At 66.6% G+C, this 13476-nt stretch carries 11 protein-coding genes; 9 read left to right on the top strand and 2 right to left on the bottom strand.

The genetic code is table 11. From position 1 onward, the window contains the following. Positions 1-16: 16 nt before the first annotated feature. The 6 genes from murC (at position 17) to lpxC (ending at position 7064) form a co-directional block, all read left to right on the top strand. Positions 17-1453 (top strand): UDP-N-acetylmuramate--L-alanine ligase, encoded by a 1437-nt coding sequence (murC, locus tag PV764_RS10365; protein WP_019182485.1) that lies wholly within the window; start codon positions 17-19, stop codon positions 1451-1453. Continuing rightward, positions 1450-2433, top strand: a complete 984-nt coding sequence (locus tag PV764_RS10360) for a D-alanine--D-alanine ligase (protein WP_421116559.1) — start codon at positions 1450-1452, stop codon at positions 2431-2433. Before murC ends, PV764_RS10360 begins: the two co-directional genes overlap by 4 nt. Then, positions 2430-3191 (top strand): cell division protein FtsQ/DivIB, encoded by a 762-nt coding sequence (locus PV764_RS10355; RefSeq protein WP_019182483.1) that lies wholly within the window; start codon positions 2430-2432, stop codon positions 3189-3191. Before PV764_RS10360 ends, PV764_RS10355 begins: the two co-directional genes overlap by 4 nt. Continuing rightward, the gene (gene ftsA / locus PV764_RS10350; RefSeq protein ID WP_017355446.1) at positions 3188-4423 is read left to right on the top strand and encodes a cell division protein FtsA; all 1236 of its coding nucleotides are present in this window, start codon (positions 3188-3190) and stop codon (positions 4421-4423) included. Before PV764_RS10355 ends, ftsA begins: the two co-directional genes overlap by 4 nt. A gap of 280 nt (positions 4424-4703) precedes the next feature. Then, the gene (ftsZ, locus tag PV764_RS10345) at positions 4704-5936 is read left to right on the top strand and encodes a cell division protein FtsZ (RefSeq protein ID WP_019182482.1); all 1233 of its coding nucleotides are present in this window, start codon (positions 4704-4706) and stop codon (positions 5934-5936) included. A 216-nt stretch (positions 5937-6152) separates the two neighbouring features. Beyond that, a complete protein-coding gene (gene lpxC / locus PV764_RS10340; RefSeq protein WP_019182481.1) occupies positions 6153-7064 on the top strand; it encodes a UDP-3-O-acyl-N-acetylglucosamine deacetylase in 912 nt (303 codons plus the stop codon). 295 nt (positions 7065-7359) lie between these two features. On the opposite strand, the gene PV764_RS10335 is transcribed toward lpxC, so the two are convergent. After that, positions 7360-7800, bottom strand: a complete 441-nt coding sequence (locus tag PV764_RS10335; protein ID WP_026069663.1) for a DUF721 domain-containing protein — start codon at positions 7798-7800, stop codon at positions 7360-7362. Positions 7801-7812: 12 nt separating this feature from the next. Here PV764_RS10335 and PV764_RS10330 point away from each other — a divergent pair, with 12 nt between their 5' ends. The 3 genes from PV764_RS10330 to PV764_RS10320 all read left to right on the top strand — a co-directional run bounded on the left by PV764_RS10330 (position 7813) and on the right by PV764_RS10320 (position 12901). Then, positions 7813-8763 (top strand): M23 family metallopeptidase, encoded by a 951-nt coding sequence (locus tag PV764_RS10330; RefSeq protein ID WP_019182479.1) that lies wholly within the window; start codon positions 7813-7815, stop codon positions 8761-8763. Positions 8764-8931: 168 nt separating this feature from the next. Continuing rightward, entirely contained in the window at positions 8932-11664 is a 2733-nt protein-coding gene (gene secA / locus PV764_RS10325) for a preprotein translocase subunit SecA (protein WP_019182478.1), read from the top strand. 277 nt (positions 11665-11941) lie between these two features. Further along, positions 11942-12901 carry a Nudix family hydrolase gene (locus tag PV764_RS10320; RefSeq protein ID WP_019182477.1) on the top strand — a complete coding sequence of 320 codons (960 nt, stop codon included), beginning with the start codon at positions 11942-11944 and terminating at the stop codon, positions 12899-12901. Here the strand turns inward: PV764_RS10320 and PV764_RS10315 are convergent. Then, on the bottom strand, positions 12891-13457 hold the full coding sequence (locus PV764_RS10315) for a hypothetical protein (RefSeq protein WP_421116558.1): 567 nt from the start codon (positions 13455-13457) through the stop codon (positions 12891-12893). The genes PV764_RS10320 and PV764_RS10315 overlap by 11 nt on opposite strands. Positions 13458-13476 lie beyond the last annotated feature (19 nt).

Genomic DNA, 13476 nt, shown 5'->3' with positions numbered 1-13476 from the left:
TGGCGCGAGGCCGCGCATGATCCGCCGCCTCCACGACACCAACGACCTGGTACGTGCGTTCCCGCGCGTGCACTTCGTCGGCATCGGCGGCACCGGCATGAGCGGCATCGCCGAAGTGATGCTGACGCTGGGCTATGAAGTGTCCGGTTCGGACAACGCCGACAACGCCGCGACCCGTCGCCTGGCCGGCCTGGGTGCGCGCGTGATGCGTGGCCATTCGGCTGCCAACGTGCTCGGCACCGACTGCGTGGTGGTCTCCAGCGCGATCCGCGATGACAACCCCGAGCTGATGGAAGCGCGCAGCCAGCGCATTCCGATCATGCCGCGCGCGGCGATGCTGGCCGAACTGATGCGCTTCCGCCGCGGCATCGCGGTGGCCGGCACGCACGGCAAGACCACCACCACCAGCCTGACCGCCGCGGTGCTGAGCGAAGGCGGGCTGGACCCGACCTTCGTGATCGGCGGCCAGCTGCTCGCTGCCGGTGCCAACGCCAAGCTCGGCAGTGGCCAGTGGCTGGTGGCCGAAGCCGATGAAAGCGATGGCAGCTTCCTGCGCCTGAACCCGCTGGTCTCGGTGATCACCAACATCGATTCGGACCACCTGGAAAACTACGGCAACGATTTCGCCCGGGTCCAGGCTGCGTTCGCCGAGTTCCTGCAGCGCCTGCCGTTCTACGGCCTGGCGGTGCTGTGCATCGATGATCCGGAAGTGGCCGCGCTGGCCGCGCAGACGCCGCGCCATGTCATGAGCTATGGCATGAGCAGCAACGCCGACGTGCGCGCCGAGGATGTGGTCCAGGATGGCCCGCGCATGCGCTTCACCCTGCGCCTGCCCGAAGGCAGCAGCCACCCGGTGACGCTGGCCCTGCCGGGCGCACACAACGTACTCAACGCCCTGGCCGCCGCGGCCGTGGGCTGGCAGCTGGGCGTGGCGCCGGAGGCGATCGCACGCGCGCTGGAAAGCTTTGCCGGCATCGGCCGCCGCTTCAACGATCTGGGCATCGTCACCACGCACACCGGTGCCAAGGTGCGTGTGATCGATGATTACGGTCACCACCCGCGCGAACTGGCCGCCGTGTTCGCCGCCGCCCGCGGCGGCTGGCCGAGCCAGCGCCTGGTCGTGGCGTTCCAGCCACACCGTTACAGCCGTACCCGCGATCAGTTCGACGCCTTCGCGGCGGTCCTCTCCGAAGTGGACGCACTGGTGCTGAGCGAGGTCTATCCGGCCGGCGAGGCGCCGATCCCGGGGGCCGATTCGCGTTCGCTGGCGCGCGCCATCCGCGCGCGTGGCCGCAGCGAGCCGGTCGTGGTCGGCAACGCCGCCGAACTGGCGCACGTGCTGCCCGACGTCCTGCAGGACGGTGACCTGCTGCTGATGATGGGCGCAGGCGACATCGGCTACATCGCCCAGCAGATCGCCGGCGAAGGCTTCCAGGAGGCCCCGGCGGCATGAACGCGCTGACCTTCCCGCCCCTGCGCCTCACCGATCCGGCCATGTTCGGCCGCGTCGCCGTGCTGCTGGGTGGCACCTCCAGCGAGCGCAACGTCTCGCTGGATTCGGGCCGCAACGTGATCGAAGCGCTGCGCGCGCGCGGCGTCGATGCGATCGCCGTCGATGGCATCCCGGCCCTGGCGCTGGCGCTGGTCGAGAAGCGTTTCGACCGCGTCTTCAACATCCTCCACGGCCACAACGGCGGTGGTGAGGACGGCATCGTGCAGGGCCTGATGGAGGCCTTCGGGGTGCCGTACACCGGCTCGGACGTGCTCGGCTCGGCGCTGAGCATGGACAAGATCCGCACCAAGCAGGTGTGGATCTCGCACGGCCTGCCGACCCCGCGCTTCATCGCGCTGGACCAGGCCTCCGATGTCCATGCCGCCGCGGCCGAGCTCGGCCTGCCCGTGGTGGTCAAGCCGGCCAACGAAGGCTCCAGCGTCGGCATCAGCCGCGTGGTGGAAGAGGCCGGCCTGGATGAGGCGGTCGCACTGGCGGTGCGCTATGACGGCCAGCTGCTGATGGAGCAGATGGTGGTCGGCGACGAGTTGACCGTGGCGATCCTGGGCGACCAGGCGCTGCCGTCGATCCGCATCGTGCCCAAGGGCCAGTGGTACGACTACAACGCCAAGTACATCGCCGAGGACACCCAGTACCTGTGCCCGGGGCTGGAAGGTGAGGACGAGATCGAGATCCGCCGCCTTGCACTGGCCGCGTTCCGCGCTGCCAGTTGCCGCGGCTGGGGCCGGGTGGACGTGATGCGCGACCGCAGCACGGGCCGCTTCTACCTGCTGGAAGTGAACACCGCGCCGGGCATGACCAGCCATTCGCTGGTGCCCAAGGCGGCCAGCCAGGCCGGGATCGGCTTTGAAGAGCTGGTCTGGCGCGTACTGGAACAGACCCTGCCGGGTCACGCAGCGCAGGAGAACCGCCACGCATGAACGCGGTGCTGCGCATCTTCGTCTGGTTGCTGGCCCTGTCGGTCGTGGCACTGCCCGTGGTGGCGGTGCTCAACGGCTGGGTCGGTGCCGAGCGGTGGCCGTTGGCCAAGCTGCGTGTGCACGGTGAGTTCAAGCGGGTGCCGGCCGAGCAGCTGCAGCAGGTGGTGCTGCCGTATGCGAAGTCCGGCTTCTTCGCGGTCAAGCTGCAGGATGCGCAGGACGCCATCGAAACGCTGCCGTGGGTGGAAAGCGCGCAGGTCCGCAAGCAGTGGCCCGACGTGCTGGAAATCACCCTGGTCGAGCACAAGCCGTTCGCGCGCTGGGGCCATGACCGCCTGCTCTCCGAGCAGGGCAAGCTGTTCGCCACGCCCAAGAAACTGCAGGACCTGGAACTGCCCGACCTGGATGGTCCGGACAGCCAGACCGAAGAAGTGGTGGCGCTCTACAACGATGCGCGCGCGCTGTTCGCGCCGGCCGGGGTGGACGTCAAGCGGGTCACCATGGACGCACGCGGCAGCTGGTCGCTGGTGCTGAGCAACGGCACCGAAGTGGTCGTGGGCCGCGACGATGCCCGCTCGCGCCTGCAGCGCTTCGTGCGCGTGCTGCCGCAGCTGGCCAACCAGGCGGCGCCGATCGAGCGCGCCGACCTCCGATATACCAATGGTTTCACACTGAGCTGGGGTACCCCGGCTCCGGCGACGCCGGCCGCACCGGCCGCGCCGGCCAATGTGGCGCACAGGACGCAGGACAGGACATGAATCGCAAGGGTGACAAATCACTGATCGTCGGTCTGGATATCGGCACCTCCAAGGTGGTGGCGCTGGTCGGCGAGTATTCGCCGGGCAATCCGATCGAGGTCATCGGCATCGGCTCGCACGAATCGCGCGGTCTCAAGCGCGGCGTGGTGGTGGATATCGAATCGACCGTGCAGTCCATCCAGCGTGCGGTCGAAGAGGCCGAGCTGATGGCCGGCTGCGAGATCCGCTCGGTGTACGCTTCGATCTCCGGCAACCACGTGCAGTGCAAGAACTCGCCCGGCATCGTGCCGATCCGCGACGGCGAAGTGACCTGGGGCGACCTGGACCGCGTGCTGGACGCAGCCAAGGCGGTGGCCATCCCGGCCGATCAGAAGATCCTGCATGCGATCCCGCGCGAGTACGTGCTGGATGATTCGCAGGAAGGCATCCGCAACCCGGTCGGCATGACCGGCGTGCGCCTGGAAGTGCACGCCCACCTGGTGGTGTGCGCACAGTCGGCCGCCGCCAACATCTCCAAGTGCGTGCAGCGCTGCGGCCTGCAGGTCGATGACCTGGTGCTGTCCTCGCTGGCCTCCAGCGTGGCCGTGCTGACCGCCGACGAGCGCGAGCTGGGCGTGGTGCTGGTCGACATGGGCGCGGGTACCACCGACCTGGCCGTGTTCGTGCAGGGCGCGATCTGCCACACCGCCTCGCTGCCGATCGCCGGCGACCACGTCACCAACGACATCGCGCACATGCTGCGCACGCCGACCCCGGAAGCCGAGCAGATCAAGGTGCGCTACGCCTGCGCCCTGGCCCAGCTGGCCACCGCCGAGGAAAGCATCCAGGTGCCCAGCGTCGGTGATCGTCCGCCGCGCCGGATGCCGCGCCATGCACTCGCCCAGGCGGTGCAGGGCCGCTACGAAGAGATCTTCGAGATGGTGCAGGCCGAACTGCGCCGCTCCGGTTTCGAGGAACTGGTGCGCGCCGGCATGGTGCTCACCGGCGGCGCTTCGAAGATGGAAGGCGTGGTCGAACTGGCCGAGGAAATGCTGCAGATGCCGGTACGCGTGGGCATCCCGCAGCACGTCACCGGCCTGGGCGAAGTAGTGGGCAACCCGGTGCATGCCACCGGCGTGGGCCTGCTGCTGATGGGCAGCCAGATCGAACACCCGCGTCGCCCGTCGCTGCCGACCGGCCGCGCCGGCAGCATGTTCAAGAAGCTCAAAACCTGGTTCCGCGGCGAGTTCTGATCGCGGCCCGCAACACGCAGTACACATGCAATAAGCGATAAGCAGTTCCCGAAAAATCCACACACCGTCCACGCAACGCCGCAACACCCCGCATCACGACGTACACAGCAAGCGCATTACCCGGCCACCTGGCCGACCATTGAAGCAGGCAACACCGTCGCGGTTGGCTCTATCCAGCCCGGCATACCAACTACAACTCGCCGGCACGACGGTGGGGAGGACAGGAGAAGGATTCTCCGAAGCCCCCGTCCCGCGTAAACGGCAACACGAGGACACGGACATGGCGCATTTCGAACTGATTGAAAAGATGGCACCCAATGCGGTGATCAAGGTGATCGGCGTGGGCGGCGGCGGCGGTAACGCCGTGGCGCACATGGTCAGCACCAGTGTGGACGGCGTGGAATTCATCACCGCCAACACCGATTCGCAGGCCATCAAGAATTGCGGTGCCAAGCTGCAGCTGCAGCTGGGTACCAACGTCACCAAGGGCCTGGGCGCAGGCGCGAACCCGGAAGTCGGCCGCCAGGCCGCGCTGGAAGACCGTGAGCGCATCATGGATGCCCTGCAGGGTGCGGACATGGTGTTCATCACCGCCGGCATGGGCGGCGGCACCGGCACCGGTGCAGCCCCGGTCGTGGCGCAGCTGGCCAAGGAGATGGGCATCCTGACCGTCGCCGTGGTCACCAAGCCGTTCCCGTTCGAAGGCCGTCGCCGCATGCAGGTCGCGCTGAAGGGCATCGAAGAGCTGAGCCAGCATTGCGATTCGCTGATCACGATCCCGAACGAAAAGCTGATCACCGTGCTGGGCCGCAACGCCACCATGATCCAGGCCTTCCGTGCCGCCAACGACGTGCTGCAGGGCGCCGTGCAGGGCATCGCCGATCTGATCGTGCGTCCGGGCCTGATCAACGTCGACTTCGCCGACGTGCGCACCGTCATGTCCGAAATGGGCCTGGCGATGATGGGTACCGGCACCGCGCGTGGCGATGACCGCGCCCAGGCCGCGGCTGAAGCCGCCATCCAGAACCCGCTGCTGGACGATGTGAACCTGGCCGGTGCCAACGGCATCCTGGTCAACATCACCGCCGGCGCCGACTTCACGATGGCCGAGTTCGACGAGATCGGCCGCACCATCGATGGCTTCGCCTCCGAAGATGCCACCGTGGTCGTGGGTACCGTGCTGGACCCGGACATGCAGGACGAAGTCCGCGTGACCGTGGTCGCCACCGGCCTGAATCGTGCCGTCACCGCCAAGACCCAGCGTCCGGGCGAGCGCGCACCGATCAAGCTGGTCCGCAACGCCACCACCGGCCAGCCGGAGTTCGGCGAATTCGACAACGGCGGCGATGCGGTCTCCAAGGCCGTCGGCGGGATGGGCATGGGCATGGGCCTGCGTCGTCCCAGCGCCGACACCGTGGCACCGTCGGCTCCGAGCGCTTCGGGTCCGGCCGCCGCTGAACTGCCCAACGATTACCTGGACATCCCGGCGTTCCTGCGCCGCCAGGCGGACTGAGTAACGCTGGCCGGGGCCTTGTCCTCCCCGGTAAGCACCTCCATGTCCCATGCTGCCGGGCCAGGATCGGCCCGGCAGTCTGACCGCCTTCGTGCATCGCGCACGTCCGGGCAGTGCTGTCGACGCACCACGGTTCACGGAAGGGACAGCGGTAGTGCGTGTTATTCTTGTTTGTCACAGCCGCGCTGACCGCGCGCTTTCTGGTCCTGCCCCCCGATGATCCCGCAACGCACCCTCAAGAACACGATCCGCGCCACCGGCGTCGGCCTTCACAGCGGTGACAAGGTCTACATGACCCTGCGCCCGGCCCCGGTCAACCATGGCATCGTGTTCCGCCGCGTCGATATGGACCCGGTGGTGGAAGTGCCCGCGCGTGCGGACCTGGTCACCGAAGTCACGCTTTGCACCGGCCTGACCTACCACGAGGCCAAGATCCAGACCGTCGAACACCTGATGTCGGCCCTGGCCGGCCTGGGTGTGGACAACATCATCGTGGAGCTGTCCTCGGCCGAGCTGCCGATCATGGACGGTTCCTCCGGCCCGTTCGTGTTCCTGCTGCAGTCGGCGGGCATCGCCGAACAGGACGCGCCGAAACGCTTCATCCGCATTCTCAAGACGGTGGAAGTCACCGATGGCGACAAGGTCGCCCGCTTCGAGCCGTACGAAGGCTACAAGCTCGGCTTCACCATCCAGTTCAACCACCCGATGATCCCGGCCAAGCAGTCGCGCGCGGAAATCGAGTTCTCGACCCTGGCCTACACCAAGGAAATCTCCCGCGCCCGGACCTTCGGCTTCATGCGGGATCTGGAATACATGCGCGAGCGCAACCTGGGCCTGGGCGGTTCGATGGACAACGCCATCGTGCTCGACGAGTTCCGCGTGCTCAACGACGACGGCCTGCGCTACGCCGACGAGTTCGTGCGCCACAAGATCCTCGACGCGATCGGCGATCTGTACCTGGCCGGTGGCCAGGTGCTCGGCGCTTACGAGGGCTTCAAGTCCGGCCATGCGCTCAACAACAAGCTGGTACGCGCCCTGCTGGCCGATGCCAGCGCGTGGGAGTGGGTCAGCTACGAGTCGCCTGCGGTCGAGGCCCCCGTCGTCTATGGTCTGCCGGCCTACGCCTGAGCCAAGTGCTGGCCAACCCATTGATCTGAAAGAAAATAGAACGGCGCCCAAGGCGCCGTTTCTGTTTCAGGGGGTCAGGACGGGCTCAACACCGCGTGATCTTGACGTCAATGAACCGTAGGGGTGCACAGCGCACAGATTTGTGAACCTCATCAAGGTTTGTGCCGAATTTAACGTTAATTTAATAAAACACTAACGACTGGCGGCACCGACGCCGCTACAGTGCAGACCGGCTCCCAGCCAAAGTTCACGTGATCGTGACGCGGCCGGGAAGGGGCGGGATGCCCCGATGGCTTCACGACTTGGAGGAATCCACGTCGCGCAGACAAGCCAACGCGTCGCGTAGCCCTTTGTGCGTGGCGGCTGAAACAGCGTGGGGGCCATTCCTGTTGTCGATCGCTGGGGAGCGTGGGGGAGGGGCGGACGCTGTTTTGACGGTCACCTTGGTGACCTTCAGCCCGATGGACCGGGCCGCGTCGATCAACTGTGCTTCGGCAAGCCGGACCTTGGCGTGCCACACGGGAGATTCGACGAGAAAAACGAGGTGCTCGCCGTTTACATTCGCCAGCCGGCAACGGGTGGCCAGTGCAGGCGGCAAATGGGGGCGCAATTGACGGTCCAGCGCGTCGAGCCACAAGGCACGACGCAGCGGGTTACCGGCTTTGTCCGCCATGACCGCATCCAGCGCCGGCTTCGGCGTGGATGGGGAACGGGCACTGGATTTCGGCTCAGACATGAAAACTCACTGATGGCATTCAAAAAGATCGTAATCAAAACGCGTGAAGGACAGGCCAAGACGCCGCTGGCGCGTTTGCGTTTCTACTTCGAAGATTCCCCCCGTGCCCTGCTGGGCAGTGTGCTGGGGGTGGGCTGCCTGATCGGCTTCGGTGCCGGTATCGGTGGCAGCATGTTCAACGATTCCCGGCTCCACGCCAAGGTCGCACAGCAGGAACGCGAACTGGCGCAGGCTCAGAAGGACGCTCAGACCCAGGTCAACGCGCTGGCAGCGCGGATGGGCGAGCTGCAGGCGCAGGCCACCCGTCTCAACGCCCTGGGCGAACGACTCACCCAGATGGGCAAGCTGGAAGACGGCGAATTCGACTTCAACGAGACCCCCGGCCTCGGTGAAGGCGAGCCCGGCCCGACCCAGGACATCCCGGTCAGCGCGGTCAACGCCGACTTACAGGTGCTGGAGCAGCGCTTTGCTGCTTCAGGCCGCCAGCTGTCGGTGATGGAATCGCTGATGTTCGACCACCAGCTCGAACAGAATGCCGTGCCCTCGCGCATGCCGATCCGCAACACCTACATCACCTCCAACTTCGGTACCCGCAGCGATCCGTTCGGTCGCGGTGCGGCCACCCACAAGGGCATGGATTTCCACGCCAAGGTTGGTGACCCGGTGATGTCGGTGGCCGATGGCGTGGTCAGCTTCGCCGGCGTGAAGGGCGGTTACGGCAACGTGGTCGATGTGGACCATGGCAACGGCTATGTGACCCGCTATGCGCACAATTCGCGCCTGGTGGTGAAGCCGGGCGATCTGGTCCGGGCCGGCCAGGAAGTGGCCAAGGCCGGTTCCACGGGCCGTTCCACCGGTGCCCACGTGCACTTCGAGGTCTGGGAACGCGGCCAGGTGGTCAATCCGCGCAAGTTCCTCGGTGATGGCGGCAACACCCCGGTCGGCCGCGTTTCGCGGGGCTGATCACGGTAACGAACTTGAACGGGGGTGCTTGAAACGCCGGACCCCCGTCCCAAGCTACAATGGGTGTTGCCATAGACAGGGCGCGGTGCGCCCTGTTTCGTTTGCGGCGTGCGCATCCCCCGGGGAGAGCGCCGCCGTTGGGGCGTCTCATTCCAACCGGTTCCTTCAATGATCAACAGCCTGCTTACCCGCGTCTTCGGCAGTCGTAATGAACGACAGCTGCGCCAGCTCAACCGCATCGTCGCCAAGGTCAATGCGTTGGAGCCGGAAATCGAAAAGCTCTCCGACGAGCAGCTCAAGGCCAAGACCCCGGAGTTCAAGCAGCGCATCGCTGACGGTGAAGCCCTGGACAAGGTGCTGCCCGAAGCGTTCGCGGTCTGCCGAGAAGCCAGCCGCCGCGTGCTCGGCATGCGCCATTACGACGTCCAGCTGATCGGCGGCATGGTCCTGCACCTGGGCAAGATCGCCGAAATGCGCACCGGTGAAGGCAAGACCCTGGTCGCCACGCTGCCGGTCTACCTCAACGCGCTGGAAGGCAAGGGCGTCCACGTGGTCACCGTGAACGACTACCTGGCCCGCCGTGACTCGGCGCAGATGGGCAAGCTCTACAACTGGCTGGGCCTGAGCGTGGGCGTGGTCTACCCGGGCATGCCGCACGGCGACAAGCGCGAGGCGTACGCCAGCGACATCACCTACGGCACCAACAACGAATTCGGCTTCGATTACCTGCGCGACAACATGGCGCTGTCCCGTGCGGACCGCTACCAGCGCGGCCTGCACTACGCCATCGTCGACGAAGTCGACTCCATCCTGATCGATGAAGCCCGTACCCCGCTGATCATCTCCGGCCCGGCCGATGACTCCCCGGAGCTGTACATCCGCGTCAACCGCGTCGTCCCGCACCTGATCAAGCAGGATGCCGAGGAAGGCGAGGGCGATTTCTGGGTGGACGAGAAGGGCAAGCAGGTCCATCTGTCCGAAGCGGGCATGGAGCATGCCGAGGCGCTGCTGGTCGAAGCCGGCATCCTCAATGCCGAAACCGAAGGCCTGTACGCCGCGCAGAACCTGACCGTGGTGCATCACCTCAATGCCGCCCTGCGCGCGCATGCTATCTACCAGCGCGACGTGGATTACATCGTGCGCGATGGCGAAGTGGTGATCGTCGATGAATTCACCGGCCGTACCCTGGCCGGCCGCCGCTGGTCCGATGGCCTGCACCAGGCGGTGGAAGCGAAGGAAGGCGTGCCGGTCCAGCGCGAGAACCAGACCCTGGCGAGCATCACCTTCCAGAACCTGTTCCGCATGTACAAGAAGCTGTCCGGCATGACCGGTACGGCCGATACGGAAGCCTACGAATTCCAGAGCATCTACAACCTGGAAGTGGTGGTGATCCCGACCAACCGCCCGACCATCCGCAAGGACGGTTCGGACCAGGTGTTCCTCAACCGAAACGGCAAGTTCAATGCCGTGCTGGCCGATATCCAGGCCTGCAACGAGCGCGGCCAGCCGGTGCTGGTGGGTACCACCTCGATCGAAACCTCGGAGATGCTGTCCGAGCACCTGACCAAGGCCGGTGTGCACCACGAAGTGCTCAACGCCAAGCAGCATGACCGCGAAGCGACCATCATCGCCAACGCCGGCATGCCGGGCGCGGTGACCATCGCCACCAACATGGCCGGCCGTGGTACCGATATCGTGCTCGGTGGTTCGCTGGAAGCGCAGCTGCATGAGCTGGGCGAAGACGCCACCGACGAGCAGCGCGCCCAGGTCAAGGCCGAGTGGCAGAAGCGCCATGACGCGGTCAAGGCGGCCGGTGGCCTGCACATCGTCGGTACCGAGCGCCACGAATCGCGCCGTATCGACAACCAGCTGCGTGGCCGTTCGGGCCGCCAGGGCGATCCGGGTTCGTCCCGTTTCTACCTGTCGCTGGAAGACAACCTGATGCGCATCTTCGCCTCGGACTGGGTCCAGAAGGCGATGCGCATGATGGGCATGAAGGAAGACGACGTCATCGAGGATCGTCTGGTCAGCCGCCAGATCGAGAAGGCGCAGCGCAAGGTCGAAGCGCACAACTTCGACATCCGCAAGAACCTGCTGGACTTCGACGACGTCAACAACGATCAGCGCAAGGTGATCTACAGCCAGCGCGACGAACTGCTGGATGCGGAGTCGGTGAAGGAGAACGTCGATGGCATCCGCGGCGACGTGATCTTCGATGTGGTGGCGCGCTTCGTGCCGCCGAACTCGATCGATGAGCAGTGGGACCTGCAGGGTCTGGAAGCGACGCTGGCCTCGGACTTCGGCATCGACATGTCGCTGACCGAGCTGGTCAAGGCGCACGAGGAACTGGACGCCGAAGGCATCGCCGAGAAGGTGCAGGCCAAGGTGGACGAGCACTTCGCCGCGAAGGAAGCCGGCGTGGGCGACGAGACCATGCGCGCGCTGGAGAAGCACGTGATGCTGACCGTGCTGGACCAGAGCTGGAAGGAGCACCTGGCGCGCATGGATTACCTGCGCCAGGGCATCTACCTGCGCGGTTATGCGCAGAAGCAGCCGAAGCAGGAGTACAAGAAGGAAGCCTTCGAGCTGTTCTCGGAAATGCTGGAGAACGTGAAGCGCGAAGTGGTGACGTTGCTGGCGCGCGTGCGCATCCGCAGCGAAGAGGAAGTGGCGGCACTGGAGCAGGCCGAGCGTCAGCAGGCCGAAGCACGCCTGCTGCAGTCGCAGTTCCAGCACCAGGACGCCGGCGGCTACGGTGCCGACGAAGAGGCCGCGCAGGTGGAGGCCGCCCAGAACGGCGTGCCGCAGGTCACCCGCGACGAGCCGAAGGTCGGCCGCAACGATCCGTGCCCGTGCGGCAGCGGCAAGAAGTACAAGCACTGCCATGGTCAGCTGAGCTGATCGGTTGATCGGTTGATTGGCTGATCGACTGATCGGCTGCTTGGAAGTGCTGAAGAAGCCCCGCCTTGTGCGGGGCTTTTTTTGGTTCCTCTTACACCCGTGTGGCAGGCATGCAGCGCGGTCCGACCTGCTCCAGGGCGGCGGTGGCTGGGTCGGCGCTGGGGCCCTTACGCTCGCGGCAACCCCGAGCGGAGACACCACGACGATCCACACTGCGCCTCCACAACTACCCGCAGGGGCATTGCGTCACCGGGGCCGCTTTGGGCATCCTCCGGGTATGTCATCTCCCCTTCGTTCGATCCATGTCGTGGCCGGCGTCATCACCGATGCCCGCGGCCGCATCCTGCTCAACCGTCGTACCGAGAACCGCGATATGGCCGGCCTGTGGGAGTTCCCGGGCGGCAAGCGGGAGCCCGGCGAGACCTCCGAGCAGGCCCTGGTGCGGGAACTGCGCGAGGAGCTGGGGATCGAGGCGGAGGTCGGTGAGTGGATCATGGACGTGCCGCAGATCTACCCGGACAAGCGGCTCCGCCTGGAGGTGCGCCGGATCCAGGGCTGGAAGGGCTCGCCGCGTGGGCGGGAAGGGCAGGCGATCACCTGGGTGGCCCCGGACAAACTGCACCGGTACTCGATGCCGCCGGCGGACCTGCCGGTGGTGGCGGCGTTGCGCCAGCCGGATCGGTATCTGATCACCCCGGAGCTGGAGGGCGAGGAGGACAGTGTCCACCAGGCATGGCTGGGGCGCCTGGCGCAGGCGCTGGAGAGTGGCGTGCGCCGGGTGCAGCTGCGCACGCCATCCAGTCCGGCGCGGGTGGCGCTGGCCGAGCGCGTGATCCAGCAGCATGGGCCGCGCACGCAGTGGCTGGTGAACCGGGATATCGACCTGGCCGGGCGGCTGGGCGTCGGGGTGCATCTGGGCAGTGAGCAGCTGCTGGCGCTGGGCGAGCGGCCGCTGCCGGCCGGTCAGCTGGTGGCGGCCTCCTGCCACGATCTGGCGCAGCTGCAGGCGGCGCAGCGGCTGGGCTGTGATTTTGCGGTGCTGGGACCCGTGCAGGCGACGGACAGCCATCCCGGCATCGCGCCGCTGGGCTGGGACGCGTTCGAAGCGCTGCGCGAGCAGGTCTCGCTGCCGCTGTACGCGCTGGGCGGGATGACCCCCGGCGATATCGAGCAGGCGCGCCGCCACGGCGCGCAGGGCATCGCGGCGATCCGCTCGCTGTGGCCGGCTACAGCGTGATCCAGAAGCAGCCGTACTGACGCCGCAGGCCGAACACGGTCCGGGCCGGGGTGGCGGTGCTGCCCAGGGTCTGTTCGATGCGCAGGCCGATGGGGCGGGGGCGCGAAGGCGCCGATTCAGGACCTGCAGCGGCAAGCGCCGGGTCCACCATCACCGGCGCGCTTTCGGGGTAGACCGGGGCGATGTCGACCAGGGGGCGCTGCACCACCGATTCCAGCCGCCCGATGATGTGGTTCGCGGTCGCGTTGGAGACGTTGCTCCACAGGTAGATCGAGGACAACCGGTTCACGTCCTGCGCGCTGACCGCGTCGCGGATCTGGCCGGTCAACTCGCTGAGCCGGCGCGCGCAGCCGGCGCGATAGATGCCGGTGTTGCCCACGCTCGCGGTGCGCGGGGGCAAGCGCGACGTAGCACCCACTGCATCGCAGCGGCGGTCGGTGAAGACGGTTTCGCCCTGCGCGTTGGTACAGCGGTTCACGCGCTGCGGCGCCTGCGCCAGGACGGGCGGCGAGGCCAGGCACAGCGCACACAGCAGGAGCCACACGAGCGGTTTCATCGCAGCAGCGTAGCGGCGC

Origin of the sequence: Stenotrophomonas sp. AS1 (genome assembly GCF_048957655.1) — a bacterium.
GTDB lineage: Bacteria > Pseudomonadota > Gammaproteobacteria > Xanthomonadales > Xanthomonadaceae > Stenotrophomonas > Stenotrophomonas bentonitica_A.
This window is presented reverse-complemented; position numbering and strand designations above follow the sequence as displayed.